The 14,432-nt window shown below is 64.7% G+C and carries 14 protein-coding genes; 4 read left to right on the forward strand and 10 right to left on the reverse strand.

From position 1 onward, the window contains the following. Nucleotides 1-7 precede the first annotated feature (7 nt). The 4 genes from amaB to pbN1_RS18440 all read right to left on the reverse strand — a co-directional run bounded on the left by amaB (nt 8) and on the right by pbN1_RS18440 (nt 3,479). Nucleotides 8-1,516, reverse strand: coding sequence for an L-piperidine-6-carboxylate dehydrogenase (amaB, locus tag pbN1_RS18425; protein WP_169202586.1), 1,509 nt, complete (start codon nt 1,514-1,516; stop codon nt 8-10). Between the two features lie 72 nt (nt 1,517-1,588). Then, nucleotides 1,589-1,870 carry a hypothetical protein gene (locus tag pbN1_RS18430; RefSeq protein ID WP_169202587.1) on the reverse strand — a complete coding sequence of 94 codons (282 nt, stop codon included), beginning with the start codon at nt 1,868-1,870 and terminating at the stop codon, nt 1,589-1,591. Nucleotides 1,871-1,986: 116 nt separating this feature from the next. Continuing rightward, nucleotides 1,987-2,802 carry a class I SAM-dependent methyltransferase gene (locus pbN1_RS18435; RefSeq protein ID WP_210147771.1) on the reverse strand — a complete coding sequence of 272 codons (816 nt, stop codon included), beginning with the start codon at nt 2,800-2,802 and terminating at the stop codon, nt 1,987-1,989. Between the two features lie 113 nt (nt 2,803-2,915). Further along, on the reverse strand, nt 2,916-3,479 hold the full coding sequence (locus pbN1_RS18440) for a DUF1415 domain-containing protein (RefSeq protein ID WP_169202589.1): 564 nt from the start codon (nt 3,477-3,479) through the stop codon (nt 2,916-2,918). A gap of 88 nt (nt 3,480-3,567) precedes the next feature. Between pbN1_RS18440 and ylqF the strand changes: the two genes are divergently transcribed. Continuing rightward, nucleotides 3,568-4,482, forward strand: a complete 915-nt coding sequence (gene ylqF, locus pbN1_RS18445; protein WP_169202590.1) for a ribosome biogenesis GTPase YlqF — start codon at nt 3,568-3,570, stop codon at nt 4,480-4,482. 9 nt (nt 4,483-4,491) lie between these two features. Here ylqF and pbN1_RS18450 read toward each other — a convergent pair whose 3' ends face one another. Then, entirely contained in the window at nt 4,492-5,199 is a 708-nt protein-coding gene (locus tag pbN1_RS18450; protein ID WP_244857017.1) for a tetratricopeptide repeat protein, read from the reverse strand. Between the two features lie 393 nt (nt 5,200-5,592). Here pbN1_RS18450 and pbN1_RS18455 point away from each other — a divergent pair, with 393 nt between their 5' ends. Next, nucleotides 5,593-5,880: a TOBE domain-containing protein gene (locus tag pbN1_RS18455; protein WP_210147579.1), complete on the forward strand. Its 288-nt coding sequence runs from the start codon at nt 5,593-5,595 to the stop codon at nt 5,878-5,880. 65 nt (nt 5,881-5,945) lie between these two features. Here the strand turns inward: pbN1_RS18455 and pbN1_RS18460 are convergent, their stop codons facing one another. After that, nucleotides 5,946-6,470, reverse strand: a complete 525-nt coding sequence (locus tag pbN1_RS18460; protein WP_244857018.1) for a GNAT family N-acetyltransferase — start codon at nt 6,468-6,470, stop codon at nt 5,946-5,948. Nucleotides 6,471-6,935: 465 nt separating this feature from the next. On the opposite strand from pbN1_RS18460, the gene pbN1_RS18465 reads away from it, so the two are divergent. Beyond that, a complete protein-coding gene (locus pbN1_RS18465; protein WP_169202593.1) occupies nt 6,936-7,259 on the forward strand; it encodes a hypothetical protein in 324 nt (107 codons plus the stop codon). Between the two features lie 386 nt (nt 7,260-7,645). Here pbN1_RS18465 and pbN1_RS18470 read toward each other — a convergent pair whose 3' ends face one another. The 4 genes from pbN1_RS18470 to pbN1_RS18490 all read right to left on the reverse strand — a co-directional run bounded on the left by pbN1_RS18470 (nt 7,646) and on the right by pbN1_RS18490 (nt 13,716). Next, nucleotides 7,646-8,071: a nuclear transport factor 2 family protein gene (locus pbN1_RS18470; protein ID WP_169202594.1), complete on the reverse strand. Its 426-nt coding sequence runs from the start codon at nt 8,069-8,071 to the stop codon at nt 7,646-7,648. Between the two features lie 365 nt (nt 8,072-8,436). Beyond that, nucleotides 8,437-9,549: an alpha/beta fold hydrolase gene (locus pbN1_RS18480; protein WP_169202595.1), complete on the reverse strand. Its 1,113-nt coding sequence runs from the start codon at nt 9,547-9,549 to the stop codon at nt 8,437-8,439. 205 nt (nt 9,550-9,754) lie between these two features. Then, nucleotides 9,755-11,551, reverse strand: coding sequence for an EAL domain-containing protein (locus tag pbN1_RS18485; protein ID WP_169202596.1), 1,797 nt, complete (start codon nt 11,549-11,551; stop codon nt 9,755-9,757). 164 nt (nt 11,552-11,715) lie between these two features. Further along, nucleotides 11,716-13,716: a methyl-accepting chemotaxis protein gene (locus pbN1_RS18490; protein ID WP_169202597.1), complete on the reverse strand. Its 2,001-nt coding sequence runs from the start codon at nt 13,714-13,716 to the stop codon at nt 11,716-11,718. 209 nt (nt 13,717-13,925) lie between these two features. On the opposite strand from pbN1_RS18490, the gene pbN1_RS18495 reads away from it, so the two are divergent. Then, nucleotides 13,926-14,342 (forward strand): hypothetical protein, encoded by a 417-nt coding sequence (locus pbN1_RS18495; RefSeq protein WP_169202598.1) that lies wholly within the window; start codon nt 13,926-13,928, stop codon nt 14,340-14,342. Nucleotides 14,343-14,432 lie beyond the last annotated feature (90 nt).

The raw sequence follows: 14,432 nt of genomic DNA on the forward strand, positions 1-14,432 counted from the left end.
CGACCCGTCAGCCGTCGGCAAGGCCGAAGCGTATTCCCTGTGCGAGCGGCAGCGCGCCCGAGTAGTTGATCGTGCAGGTCGCCCGCCGCATGTAGGCTTTCCATGCATCCGAGCCGGATTCCCGGCCGCCGCCGGTGTCCTTCTCGCCGCCGAACGCGCCGCCGATCTCGGCGCCGGACGGCCCGATATTCACGTTCGCGATGCCGCAGTCGCTGCCGGTCGCGGACAGGAAGCGTTCGGATTCCGTCAGGTCCCGCGTGAAGATCGATGACGCAAGGCCTTGCGGCACGTCGTTGTGCAGCGCGATCGCCTCGTCCAGGGTGCGATAGCGCAGGACATAGAGGATCGGCGCGAAAGTCTCCTCTTTCACGAGCGCCGTCTGTTCGGGCATCTCGACCAGCGCCGGGCGGCGATAGCACGCGCCCTCGCATCCGGGCACGCCGACCGCCTCGCCCCCCTGCACCGTGCCGCCCGATGCCCGCGCTTGGGCCAGCGTCCGGTCCATCTTCGCACCGGCCGCGGCATCGATCAGCGGCCCGACGAGCGTGGCCGGATCGAGCGGATTGCCGACCGTGACCCGTCCCCAAACGGTGCGCAGGCGCTCCAGCAGCGCGTCGGCGATCGATTCATGCACGATCAGCCGGCGCAGGCTGGTGCAGCGCTGGCCCGCGGTGCCGGCCGCGGCGAACAGAATCGCGCGTTCGGCGAGCGTCAGGTCGGCGCTCGGGCAGACGATCGCAGCGTTGTTGCCGCCCAGTTCGAGGATCGAGCGGCCGAGCCGGGCCGCGACGCGCGGCGCGAGCGCCTTGCCCATCGCGGTCGAACCGGTCGCCGAGAGGACCGTGACGCGCCGGTCGTCGGCAAGCAGGGTCGCGAGTTCATTGCCCCCGACCAGCACTTCGAGCAGGCCTTGCGGCAGCTCGTCGAATTCGCTGCGCAGCGAATCGAACAGCGCTGCGCACGCCAGCGCCGTGAGCGGGGTTCGTGGCGACGGTTTCCACACCACACTGTCGCCGCACACCCACGCCAGCGCGGCGTTCCACGCCCACACCGCAGCGGGGAAGTTGAACGCCGAGACGACGCCGACGACGCCTGCCGGGTGCCACTGCTCCATCATGCGGTGGCCGGGGCGTTCGCTCGCGATCGTCAATCCGTGGAGCTGTCGCGACAGGCCGACGGCGAAGTCGCAGATGTCGATCATCTCCTGCACTTCGCCGAGACCTTCCTGGCGGATTTTGCCCGCTTCGATCGACACGAGTTCGCCGAGATCGGCCTTGTGCCGGCGCAGCAGGTTGCCATACTGCCGCACCACTTCGCCGCGCCGCGGCGGCGGAACGTCGCGCCAGGTGAAAAAGGCCTGCTGCGCGCGATCGAGCGCGACTGCGGCGTGCGCTGGCGTATGCGGCGCGAGCCGCGCGATGATTTCTGCATCGATCGGGCTGCGTACCGGCAGCCCGCCGCATTCGAGCTCGCCACTCGCGACGCCGAGTCGCGCGAGCAAGGGGATGACGTCCATGGCCGAGGCCTCCACGCTGGATATGTGGGGTGGACCGCCCGGCCGAGCGGAATGTTCTATCCGTTCGGGATTCTACGCAGCCGCCGTGCGCCGGTAGCGGTACATCAGCTGGTCGCACTTCTTGCAGGCGACGATGCGCTGCACGTCCTCGCCTTCGTGGAGCCCGAATTCGCGCGTGTCGGTCGATGCGCAGCGCAGGCAGGCGGGGGTCTGCTGGCAGTGTGCGGCAAGGTACTCGTCGCGCTGCGGCAAGTCGCGCTGGGCTTCCTGCTGGCGCCGGTGGATGTGCAGGACCGCAAGGCAGCCGAACAGGAAAATCGCGGCGACGAGGATCGGAAACGGAAAGTTGGACATGTGGGGCGGCCGGTGGGGGAGCTGCAGATTAACGCATTGCGGGGCTGCGGTACTTCGCCCAGATCAAGCGAGCCGGCGCAATCGGGTGCGCCGCCGCCCGGCCTTGCTGCCGCTCTTCAATACGCAAAACGGTCGCGAAGCTCTTCCAGGTTGAGTTCGGCGAGGATCTGCGCCAGCCGCTCCTGCGCGTTGCCCCGCGGCTGGTCCGTCGCCCGCGCGATGATCAGCTCGTTCTTCATCGAATGCTCCCAGCCGACAAGTTCGGTCACCGTGAGCTGGTAGCCGTGCGATTCGAGCAGCAGGCAGCGCAGCACGTTCGTCAGCTGGCTGCCGAATTCGCGCGTGTGGATCGGGTGGCGCCAGATCTCGGACAGCGGCGTCTTGCCGAACGATTCGTTCTTGTGCCGGCGCAGCGCGGCGGCGACCTCGGCCTGGCAGCACGGCACGAGCACGATGAAGCGGGCGCGCTTGTGCAACGCGAAGCGGATCGCGTCGTCGGTCGCGGTGTTGCAGGCGTGCAGTGCGGTGACGATGTCGATATGTTCGGGCAGTTCGGGCGACTCGATCGAGTCCTCGACCGACAGGTTCAGGAAACTCATGCGGACGAAGCCGAGTCGCGCCGCGAGTTCGCGCGACTTCGCGACCAGTTCATCGCGCGTCTCGATGCCGTAGATGTGGCCGCCGGTCTGCCCCCCTTCGCGCGCCTTCAGGAACAGGTCGTAGAGGATGAAGCCGAGATACGACTTGCCCGCGCCGTGGTCGGCGAGCGTCAGGTCGCCGCGCGCGTTCATTACTTCTTCGAGCAGCGGCTCGATAAAGTTGTACAGGTGATAGACCTGCTTGAGCTTGCGCCGGCTGTCCTGGTTGAGCTTGCCGTCGCGCGTCAGGATGTGGAGTTCCTTCAGCAATTCAATCGACTGGCCCGGCCGGATATCGGGAAGCTGCGCGGGGGGCGGTGAAGGCGCAGCGGCCGGTGCCGGGGAGGGCTGCGGTTTACCGGTGCGCCCGCGACTCGCCGGACGCCGGCCTTTTGCGTGGGCCTCGCTCACGGCGTGTCGTCCTCGCCGCCGTCGGGAATGCCGAGCGCTTTCCAGCCGTCGTGGCCGAGGCGGTTCATCGTCTCGATGTTGCGCTCGGGGATCGTCTCGGCATCCGGATACGCGGCGACCGCGCGCTCGATGCTGTCCTCGCGCAGCAGGTGCAGGGTCGGATAGGGCGAACGGTTGGTGTAGTTCTCGATATCGTCCTCGCCGGTGCCTTCGAAGCGGAAGCGCGGATGGAAGCTCGCGACCTGCAGGACGCCTTCGAGCTCGTGCTCGGCGACGGCTTCCTCGGCGATGCCGACGATCTCGTTGAAATCGAGGAAATCGGGGAACAGGGCCGGATGCACGAGCAGCGTCGTATCGACCTCCGCAGGATCGGCGGCGGCGAGGAAATCGAGTTCGCGGTCGAGCTCCTCGAGGAACGCGTCGACGTGCCGCGCGTCGCTGACAACGATGCGCACCTGGTTCTTCACGTATACCGATTTCGCGAACGGACACAGGTTGAGTCCGATCACCGCCTTCTCCAGCCACTGTCGCGTCGCCGCGAGCACCTTGTCACGATTCATCCGCATTCCCTCGAAAGTTCGCCATTTTGCCCCAAGCCGCGGACGAAGGAGGCGATAATGCGCCCCTTCTCCAAGGCTTTGATTCCAGATGTCGATCCAGTGGTTTCCCGGTCACATGACCTCGGCGCGCAAGAAAGCGGCCGAAACGATGGCGCTGACCGACGTCGTCATCGAGGTGCTCGATGCCCGCATCCCCGAGGCGAGCAGCAATCCGATGATCCACGAGTTGCGCCGGCACCGTCAGCGGGTATGTCTCAAGGTGCTCAACAAGGCCGATCTCGCCGATCCCGTCGCGACGCGCGCCTGGCTCGATTTCTTCAACAGCCAGGAAGGTGTCAAGGCGGTCGCGCTGTCGTGCAAAAAGCCGGGGGACGTCGCGCGCGTGCCCGGCCTGTGCCAGGCGCTCGCGCCGCACCGCAACGACGGCACCAAGCTGCTGCGCATCATGATCATGGGCATCCCGAACGTCGGCAAATCGACGCTGATGAACGCGCTGCTGAAGCGCCGCGTCGCGAAGGTCGGCGACGAGCCGGCGGTGACGAAGTCGCAGCAGACTTTCGACCTCGGTTCGCACATGACGATCACCGACACGCCCGGCCTGATGTGGCCGAAGATCGCCCACGACTCCGACGGGTTCATGCTCGCCGCGAGTCACGCGATCGGGCGCAACGCCGTCATCGACGAGGAGGTCGCGACTTTCCTCGGCGACCTGCTGCTGGAACGTTACCCGGCGCTGCTCGCGGCGCGCTACGGCATCGCGCCGGAACGCCTCGAGGCGCTGGACGGTGTCGGCCTCATCGAGACGATCGCGGCGCGGCGCGGCTGCCGGCTCAAGGGCGGCGCGCCGGATCTCGAGAAAGCCTCGCAAATCTTCCTCAACGATTACCGCAGCGGCGTGCTGGGACGGATCAGCCTGGAAACGCCCGAAAGCCGCCGGGAGATGCTGTCCGCGGCGGCATCCGGTGCCCCTCGGGCCGATGAGACGGTCGGGCCGGATGCCTAGGGCAAGCCGCTAGCCCTTGCGTTCCTTGACCGGACTGGCTTCCGCTTCGCCGGATTCCACTCTCGACGACTGTGCCTGCGCTTGCTTCAGTTCGTCGGCGTCGAGGCTGCGCGCAATCTCGTCGCGGTCGCGCACGGCATCAATATTCAGCGCTGCGGCGGCGCGGTTGAACCACACGTAGGCGCGCACCGGGTCGCGCGGGAAACCGATGCCGTCGCGGTACAGGCGGCCCAGTTCGAGCATCCCTTCGGCGTCGCCGCGCGCCGCTGCGGTGCGGATCCATTTGGCTGCCTGATCGTAGTCCTGCAGCACGCCGAAGCCGCTGCGGTAGAGCTTTCCGAGTTCCACCATCGCTCCCGGATGTTCACTGCCTGCCGCTGCCTGCAGCCAGCGAACGGCCTCCAGCGACTGCGCGCGGTCGTTCGCGGAGTCGAGCAACAGCGTCTTCGCAATCCGGAGCTGTGCCGCCGCATCCCCTTCATTGGCTGCACGTAGCGTGTAGGGATCGATCGGAATCGGCACGCCCGGAAGGTTCTGCGCCGGTATTTCGTCGCTGGTCCTCGAGCCGACGACGATCACTGCGGCCATCACGGCCACCACTACCAGCACCGGTCCGATGAAGGATGCGCCGTTCCGCCAGCGGGACCGCTTGCGCTCGGGCGCATGGAAACGATGCGTGCAGGCGCGGCACCGATACGGGCGCTTGCCCGTCTGCACCTGCCTTTCGCCTTCGGACTGCCATTTCGACTTGCGACAATCGGCGCTCCCGCAAGTCGGACAGGTAACAGTGGCATGAAGTGACATCGTGACTTCCCAACCTAGAAATGGGGTTCAGGCACTCGCCGGATCGTCATTCTTCCATTTCAATGAATTATGCGTTACTCGCCCCCGACATTCCTGCCGGGCATGCTCTTTCCGGAAAAAACTCCTTGTAACGACAGGTAACTGAAGCACGACCGGAATATTCACGCGCCCAGCGCGCCGCGCGGGTGACGCGTTTCTCTATAGTTCCATCCCTAATAAAGAAAGGGGATCTCATGCATGACATGGTCGGCTGGCTTCGGCTATCGTTCATGCCGCTGACCTTATCGGCTCGCACCTGGAGCTTCCATGAACAAATTTTCCACTCTGCTGCTCGCGACGGTGCTCGCGCTGCTCGGCCTCGTCACGTTCGTCGCGAAGACCATCGTCGAATGGCGCATGCGCAAGGAAACCGAGATGCTGACCGCCGAACTGCCGCCGGAAAAAACTGAACTGCACCAGACCGTGGCTACGGAGCGCGCCGCGAATCTCGACCTGTCGCCTGGCCGCATGGTGTGGTTCAAGCCGCGGCAGGCGAAAGTTTTTGCCGCCGGTGTCGCGCTCGCGCCTGCGACGAAGCAGCCATTCATGCTCTGATCCCGTTGGGTGCCTGAGCCGGAGTGGCGCGCCGGCGGAGACGCTCCTCGGCGCGCGACAGCCTTTCAGCGCGCGTGCCGGTAGATGTGCCAGGTCGCGCCGCGAAACGGCATTTCCTTTTCGAACGTTGCCCCGACGGCGAGGGCCAGGGCGATCGATGCCGCGTTCTCGGCGTGGATGAAGCTGATCAGCGAGACGTCCGGAAGGTGCTCTTTGGCCATCGCCTGCACGGTGCGCGCCGCTTCGCTGGCGTAACCCTTGCCCCAGTAGCGGCGGGTCAGCGCCCATTTGATTTCGGGTTCGGGCCAGTCCTTCGGGTACCAGAGCCCGACCGTTCCCAGCACGTTTCCGGTCGCTTTTTCCTCGACCGCGTAGGGGCCGTAACCTCGCAGGTGCCAGTGCCCGACCATGTTCGCCATCGCATACCAGCTGTCGCCTTCGGAAAGCGCGCGACGAAAAGTGAAGCGGGTGCTTTCGGGGTCCGAGTAGTGCTCGTGGAGGAAGGGCCAGTCATCCGGGCGGAACGTGCGCAGAACGAGACGCGGGGACTCGATTCGGTCGGGTACCAGGAACGGCGAAGTGTTCGGCATATATCTATTGGCCTTCAAACAGATTGGCTTGCAAATAAGTCGAAGTTCAAGGTGTGGACGGCTGCGATGGACAGGGCTCGAGGCAAAACCTTTGCAGATTATCGGCCTGGAGGTGTCCTCTCCAGGACTGCGATGCGGAGGTCGAATTCGCAGCACAGCTCCCGGATGAGCCAGCTCGCGTAGATGTTAGCAAGAATCGCCGCGTCGTCGTTCATCCGGGAGGTCTTGTGCGCGCCGATGCAGGCATCCCCTGAGCGCTGACGGCGCACGCGTGCGGTGTTCGCTCGTGGTGCCTCCCGGAATGTGTATCTCGCCCCCTCGGAATGCCGATTGCTGTGCGCTGCTCGGCGTGGCCGGCCTGCATAAAGGATTCGCCTGCCGTCTGCCCGTTCGTATTCCCCAGGGCCGGCTCGAGGAACGCAAGCCTCGACGTGCCTTCGACCAGGATCAGCAAAAGGAGAACCCATGGGAAACGCCTTACGAAAACCCGGCTCTGACGTCGGGATTCTGGCTGATGAAGGTCGCGAGGCCGCGCCCGGCAGCCGCCAACTGTTTCATGTGCTCGATTTTCGCTGGCGTGATGTTGCGAGCCGAGTAGACGTAGACCCTGGGATTGCCGTGGAACACCACCTTCACGAAATCGACACCGATTTCGAAGGCGGCTACTCCGGATTGTCCACTCAGATTTTTGTAGAGTTGCATCTCGACCTCTCTCGTTCCGGCATCCTGCGCCGCCCTGTTGCAAAGCGGTACGGGCAACCCAGCCAAGCCAACCCAGTTGAACGCTGATCGGATTGACCAACCTTTACCTGGCGAGGCGAACCCTGATGAGTTGATGGGCGGAATCCGCCTGCTGCGCCCGAAAACGGGCGATCGTGGCCGAAAGGGCTTCCGATTTCAGCAGCAGGGGCGGGAAAAGCGTTCATCGAAGTCAGTTCAACTGGCTGGCTTGGGTGGGTGTGCTTGACACGTCAATTGATCAGGAATTCCCCATGGACGTGCCATGGCATCGCTATGACAGAGGAGAATGCGTTATTGCAAGACCTGACCCCGATCCTTCATGACCCCGATCCTTCACGATCCTTATCTGACCCCGATCCTTATCCTGTGCAATCCTGTGACCCCCGATCCTGGTACGATCCTGTGTAATTCGTTAGGCGTTGTTGCTTGGCACCCTAGGCAGGCTGGGGCATGCTGTGCCACCAGATGCGAGCCTCCGAGCACAGATTGCCGCTGAATGAAGCCTGGAGGACACCATCGAGCACCATTCTTGGTAGAGGATCGCCAGGCTTGCGCGCAACGAGGCCAGTGCCGGTGGATTTGGCCCAGATTTGGAACAGTTCTTCCGATGCGACTTGATAGGTGACGTGCCAGTGGGCGATGCCCGATGTGGCGGTGCTGGCCAAGACCTCGAAGGTGACCTGAACGTCCTCTTGGAGTTTCACCCGTTCCCAGTACTTGGCCAACTGCTCGGTGCCGCACTGAACCTGAAACGGTGTGTTGTGGTACTGCCCGTCGGGGAGAAACAGTGCCGCGAACATTGCCGGGTTGCGCTGCTCCCAGGCGGCCTTGTAGCCGAGCATGAAGTCTTCGATGTTCACGGGGGACTCGCTGTGAGGGGGTACGACGCCTATGAGTGGACCGCCTAAATGACGGATCGCAACCCGTCGGTGTGAATGTATGCACTCTACATCAAGTCAACTTCACACAACAATACAGTTCCTTACAAATTTTTAGGGGCTCCTATTCATGAACGCAAGCCCGTTAGTGCCGGCATCGCCGCACTCATCACGCCGCTGCCGATTTCAGGTGATAGACAGTGACGACGCGGTCCACCGGATGCACCAGCCAGTATTCGCGCACGCCGACGTGCTCATAGAGAGAGGCGGCGTTTTACGATGAGGTCGTGGCCGGCGGTGGCCGGGGAGAGGATCTCCACCACCCAAGGTGCGAGTGAAATCGGCGATCATTCGGCGGTGAGCCGCCCCAGCCAATCGAAAATTCGTGGCCAGATCAGGCGGTGCGCGTTTTCGCCGACCAGCGCGCCGACGTGCTGCAACGCGACGCCGGTGTCTCCGAGGTAGGGCATCGCCTCCTTGTCCTGGCTGCCGACCTGCTCGTAGAACGCGAGGAGCGAGGCGGGCGGAATGATGTGGCTGTTCGGGTCGAAAACCGCAAACACGGGCGACGTCACGTCACGAGGGCGAATGTGCCTGTTTCCGATCGTCAGTTCGCCGCGCATGAACCGGTCTTTACGGTAGAGCTGCTCGACGACATCGTCGAACAGCCTGCGCGGCATCGGGAGTTCGTCCAGCGTCCACCGTTCGACGCGCACGTGGGTTTCGAGGTCCGCGCGCGAACCCAGGCTCGCGACGAAGTCGAGATACCGCTCGTGCTGAAACGTCTTCGGCGACGCCCACAGGCTCATCAGGTTGATCAGCGAACCCGGAACAGGGCGCGATGACTGAAGCACGGCTTGCGCGGGGACCCCGGCGTCGAGCATGCGCTTGAACGCCCCGGACGCCTCGGCAAAATGGAGCGGCGCCTCGATCAGCACGAGGCCCCTGACGTGTTCGGGATGGCAAGCGCTGTAGATGCCCGCGAAAGTGCCGCCGAGCGAATGCCCCGCAAGGAAGATCCGGCCGGACTGCGCCCGAGACCGGATCGCCTCGATGCACTCCCCGAGTGCGATCAGCGCATATTCTTCGAGGCCGAAGCGAGCCTCGTCGTCCTGCGCTTCGGTCCATTCGACCAGATAGACGTCGAAGCCGCGGTCCACCGCCTTGCGCACGACGCTTCTTTCCGGCGAGAGATCCCAGATATACGGACGCTTGATCGGCGCCGGCACGATAAGCAGGACAGGTGACCCTTTCCGTGACTTTCCATAGACGCGCAGACGGACCGCCGGCCGCGAAAAAACAACCTCGAACCCGGTTTCCTGCCGACCGAGGTTGATGCGATCGAGCGCTCTGCCGGCGTGCCTTCGCATCTCGTCAAGCGCTTCGAACCACCACCGGACCGCGGGCGGAACGCCGGGACGAACTTCGGGGGTGTCGATGTACACGAAGGGCTCGGACATGGTGGACCGCTTCTTGATGCTCGTGCCGGCTGCGCCTGACGGGCGACCGGCCTCGCGCGAAGGAAAATGCTTCCATTGGACGGGACGTGGCACGTGAGAGTTCAGGCGCCGGCACCACGTCATCGTCGGACGGACAGAATTTCAATGCGCAGCGCGCGACGACAGCGCCACCCCGTGCGGGACGCGAAGCTTGGCCTGAATTGCGCTACGCGGTCGCCTCACGCAGCGCGATCACCTTCGCCAGGCATGCGCGATGCACACCGCTCGGCGCCAGCTTCGCGATCTTCTTCGCCGCGGCGGCAGCCGAGGCGACCTCTTCGGGGTGCCGAAACTGGCCCGGCGACACGCTGACTTCGCCCGCCGCGATTGTCGTCAGCGGGAAAAAACTCGGGAAGCCGCGGCGATCCTCGCTGTGGAAGCCTCCCTGCTGGAGCTCCCGCGGGTCGAACAGCGAGCGCGCCTCGCAATTGAACTGCTCGACGATGCGCTCGCAGCGGTCCGCCCAGTTCTCACTCTGGAACAACACCACGAAGTCATCCCCGCCGACGTGGCCGACGAAGTCCTGCGTCGGATTGCAGTGGTGCGCGACGATTTTCGCCGCCAGCTTGATCATCTCGTCGCCGCGCCAGTAACCGTAAAGATCGTTAAAGGGCTTGAAGTTGTTCAGATCGAAATAGCAGGCGGCGAACGACACGCTGGCGTGGAGCAGCCGGCCGATATGCTCCGTGAGCGGAATGTTGCCGGGCAGGAGCGTCAGCGGGTTCGCGTGGCGCGCCGCTTCGATCCGCAGCTCGGTGACCGCGCGCACGAGACTCTCGCCGGTTGCAATGCCCGCGTAACGGCCGTCTTCGGTGACGATGATGCCATCGCGCAGGTAGCGCTGATCGTCGCCGGTGAGCACGTTGATCAGCGAATCGAGCGGAGAGGAGCGTTCCGCGCAGATCGGACTCGCATTCATGAACTGCACCACCGGCCGCTTGCTGTAGAGCTCGCGGTGGAACGGTTGGATGTATTTCTCGATGAAATCGCGACGGTTCACCAGGCCCAGGGGCACGGTGCCATCGACAACCGCGACCGCATGCAAGTCCGGATTCGCGCCGAAGATGCGAAACAGCTCGCTGCTCGCGAGTTGCGGTTCGACCGCGGGGGCGGACACTTTCAGCCGGTCGACCGAATGCCCGATGCGCTGCGGGCGCGCGAGCGCCGGCAGCACCGAGATTTTTCCCGACGTCAGCACATTCACCACCGCGTCCGGCAGCGTGACGTCCGGCGCCGCGGTCGGACGGCCGATACAGTAACCCTGTGCGTAATGACAGCCGAGGTCGCGCAGCACCGCGAGTTCGGCCGCATCCTCGATGCCTTCGGCGACGAGCGGCGTGGCGAGTACTTCGGCCAGCCGCAGCACGCTGCGGATCACCTCGATCTTGCGGCTGTCGCCCTGCAGGCCCCGCACGAAATACTTGTCGAGTTTGACGATCTGCGGCTTCAGTTGCACCCACAAGCGCAGGCTTGAGCGGCCATCGCCGAAATCGTCGAGCGCGAGCGTGACGCCGAGCGCGGCGAGGGTCTTCATTGCCGCCTGCAGCCCCTCGACATCCTCGACGCGCTCGTGCTCGGTTAGTTCGAGCACGAGCCGGCCCGGAGAGAGTCCGGCCTGCTGAGCGCGGTCCAGCATCTGGCGTCCGTTGTCTCGCGCAAAGTGCTCGATCATCGATCCCGACAGGTTCAGGAACAGCTTTCCGGGCACGCCCACTCGCCCAAACGCGCTGATCGCTCCGAGGCAGGCCTCGCGCTCGAGGTCCGCCATGCGCCCGGCGCTTTTTGCGACACGCAGCAGGTCGTCGGGCGAGCGCAACGCGGAGCCGAGCGGCCCGCGCATCAGCGCTTCGTAGCCCAGCACCGACGCCCGGCCGATGTCGGCAATCGGCTGGAATTCGTATTCGAGCGCATGAGTCTCGAGGAGAGCGTCGAACAGGACAAAAAGGTCGGATTTCGAAAGCATGATGTTCCTCGAGGCAGATAAAGATCTTTCCGGGCGATCGAGCCGCGACGCGGCAAGAGGGCAGGGCATCCGCCCGCGCGCTGCCGCGACCCGCATGGGGACATCGTGCTCACGTATCGTTGCAAAGCAATGAAGGTGACGAGGAGCCTCGCGCACCGCAGTCCTCACACCCTCAGTCCGGCGACCGCGACCCGCAGGCTGTCCGAGAGCTGCAGCAGGTCGCTGATTGCGGTTCCCGTTCGGCGCGCCGTGCTGTGATTTTCGTCGGCCATCACCGCCATGGTCTCGATGCTGCATGCGATGTCGTGGCTGGCGTCGGTCTGCGCCCGGGTGACGGAGACGATATCGCCGACCAGCATCGCCGAGCGCGTGACTTCGCCGTGGATCGCGTCGAGCGCGCTCAGCACCTTCGCGAATAGCACCGAACTCTCGCCGACCCGCGCGCTGCCCTGCCGGATGCCGGCGACAACGTCCTGGATTCCGTTGCGCATCTCGCGGATCGTCGCGGCGATCTCGCGTGTGGAACTGCCGGTGCGGTCCGCGAGCTTGCGCACTTCGTCGGCGACGACCGCGAACCCGCGTCCGACTTCGCCGGCCCGCGCCGCCTCGATCGCCGCGTTCAGTGCGAGCAGGTTTGTCTGCTCGGCGATCTCCGCGATCACATGGACCACTCGATCGATGGTGCGCGAACGCTCCTCGAGCGCCAGCACCGCGGCCACGGCGGCGGCGATGTCGTCGACGATGCACTGCATGCCGGCGGCGGCCTGATCGGCGACGGCCCGGCCGTCGGCAGAAAGTTCCGCCGCCTGCCGGGCAATCCGGCTCGTGTCCTCGGCGTGCGTGGCGACCTGCTGCACGCTGACTGCGAGCGCCTGCACCGAACTCGACGAGCGGGCGGCCGATTCGCTCTGGCGGGCTGACGCCGCGGTCACCTGCGCGACCTGGTCGGTGAGCTCGCTCGCAGCTGACCGGGTATTGCCGGCCGCCCCGGCGACCTTGGCGATCAGCGCCGAAAAGCTCTCCGCCATCGCATTGAATCCGTTGCCGACGTGACCGATCTCGTCGTGCGTGCGTACCACCACGCGGGCCCGCAGGTCGCCCGCTGCCATCGCGCGAGCGGCCTCTTCGAGTTCGCGGATCGAACGCAGGATCGACGTATAGGCGCCGGCGAAGAGATACGCGATCAATGCGACGGCGATCGCGAATGCGAGCAGTGCGGACTGGAACGCGCTGCGGGTTTCCTGCTCGCGGGTGGCCATCAACTGGTCGATCCCGGGTATCAAGCGCGCGGCGAAGGCCATCCCCGCTTCGAGTGCTGCGCTGCCCTTGGCGTGGTAGGAGGCGGGGGCAATGTCGAAATCGCTTGTGTTGATCAGCTTCGTCGTCAGGTATTCCTGGACCCCGAGCGTGGCGCCGTTCAGCGCGGCGAACGGCTCGGCGAGTGCGCCCTTCAGTTCCGGGCGGATGACTCCAGTTTTCTCCACGCTGCGGTCCATCCACGTGAGCAGTGTGTCGAAACTGCCGCGAACGATGCTCATTGCCTCGCGCTGCGACATGCTGATCCGCCCGCGGGCGATGATGCCGACGCCGGCGTCGCGTGCCTGTCCGAGGTTCTGGATCAGCGGCACCAACTGCGTGTTGAGAAGATCGGTCAGGACCTGGACCCCCGCGTCGTCGTTGAGGCTCAATCCGCTCCGATCGACGACGGTCTCGCGCAGCCGGAACAGATCGCCGAGGATCGCCTCATGGGCGTTCCGGCTCGCGTCGGCATCCGTGGGGGGTGTCGCGGCGAGCGCCTGCCATTGCCGGGCGATCTGCGCGCCCTCTTGGCCAGCCAGCGGATGCTCGAACACCCCCGGTGCACCACGCTCGAACTCGATCATCGCCGCCGTCATGCGCGAGCGCATCGACGCCTCGCCGTGAATCGTCGCCAGCGACGCTGCGTAGTGATCCTGGACGCTACGCACGAGGTTGAGTAGCGGCAACTGCAGCGCAAGCCCCTCGCGCTGCCTGTCGATGCGAGCGATCGAATGCCTCGCCTCCAGCACCAGCAGCGCCGTCGCTGCGGTCAGCAGAATCGCGAAGAGCAGAAAGGTGCCGAACAGTTTCCAGCGGAAATCGAATCGGGCGGAAAGCCAGATCGCGGGGTGCAGGAGGTGCGTCATCGTGGAGTCTCTCGGACCGAGGTGAAGCGAACCGACGCCAGACTGATGGGACTGCGGGTCCGCCGATGACAGCGGGGCGAGCAGGGACGAATCCGGCACGTGGTCGCTGAGGCGCTCTGTGACCCCCATCACTCTTTGCCGGATTTGTGATTACAGCTCGCCGTGGACTCGCCACCGCGGGCTTGTCGGTACGGTGTATCAGGCACGGAATGATCAACTGGTTCGGCGCTGATTCAGTCTCTCGCCCACCGGGCACCCTCCTGCTTCTCCGGCAGGCGAAAGCGCCTCAGGATGTTCTGGTAGGTACGGTGGCTCGCATGCGGGTCGTAGCACTGGAAGACTTTCTCCTGCCGTGCGCGGACTGTTGGCGAAACGGCATCGAGCAGGACCTGTCGTTCATACTCGATGCACTGACGCATCCGGTCGGTGACGAATGCGAAGAGAATAGGCTGATACAGGCCATCGTCCCGGGGCAAATGGAAGCGCGGGACCGGAGGCACAAGTTTCTCGGTAATGTGACGAATCATGGCTGTCTGGCAGGAAGTCTCGGTTTCACCACAATAGTTGAGGAATATGACTTCCATATTAATGAAGCTGGCGGGTGGGACTTGTGCGCCATCGGTTGACGCCCGGGCGCGGTGACGCTTCGATAGCTCGCTATCTGGCCGTTCCGGAATGGGTAGGGTGCCGTTTCGAAATCAATAAATTTGCGTTAG

This window comes from Aromatoleum bremense, from assembly GCF_017894365.1.
GTDB classification, from domain to species: Bacteria; Pseudomonadota; Gammaproteobacteria; order Burkholderiales; family Rhodocyclaceae; genus Aromatoleum; species Aromatoleum bremense.

What these genes read in the sequence shown, in the direction of transcription:
- pbN1_RS18480 (WP_169202595.1), bottom strand. Translation starts at nt 9,549, where the DNA reads ATGTCCGAGCCCTTCGTGTACATCGACACCCCCGAAGTTCGTCCCGGC.
- pbN1_RS18455 (WP_210147579.1), top strand. Translation starts at nt 5,593, where the DNA reads ATGAACAAATTTTCCACTCTGCTGCTCGCGACGGTGCTCGCGCTGCTC.
- pbN1_RS18460 (WP_244857018.1), bottom strand. Translation starts at nt 6,470, where the DNA reads ATGCCGAACACTTCGCCGTTCCTGGTACCCGACCGAATCGAGTCCCCG.
- amaB (WP_169202586.1), bottom strand. Translation starts at nt 1,516, where the DNA reads ATGGACGTCATCCCCTTGCTCGCGCGACTCGGCGTCGCGAGTGGCGAG.
- pbN1_RS18430 (WP_169202587.1), bottom strand. Translation starts at nt 1,870, where the DNA reads ATGTCCAACTTTCCGTTTCCGATCCTCGTCGCCGCGATTTTCCTGTTC.
- pbN1_RS18440 (WP_169202589.1), bottom strand. Translation starts at nt 3,479, where the DNA reads ATGAATCGTGACAAGGTGCTCGCGGCGACGCGACAGTGGCTGGAGAAG.
- pbN1_RS18490 (WP_169202597.1), bottom strand. Translation starts at nt 13,716, where the DNA reads ATGACGCACCTCCTGCACCCCGCGATCTGGCTTTCCGCCCGATTCGAT.
- ylqF (WP_169202590.1), top strand. Translation starts at nt 3,568, where the DNA reads ATGTCGATCCAGTGGTTTCCCGGTCACATGACCTCGGCGCGCAAGAAA.
- pbN1_RS18495 (WP_169202598.1), top strand. Translation starts at nt 13,926, where the DNA reads ATGATCAACTGGTTCGGCGCTGATTCAGTCTCTCGCCCACCGGGCACC.
- pbN1_RS18465 (WP_169202593.1), top strand. Translation starts at nt 6,936, where the DNA reads ATGGGAAACGCCTTACGAAAACCCGGCTCTGACGTCGGGATTCTGGCT.
- pbN1_RS18485 (WP_169202596.1), bottom strand. Translation starts at nt 11,551, where the DNA reads ATGCTTTCGAAATCCGACCTTTTTGTCCTGTTCGACGCTCTCCTCGAG.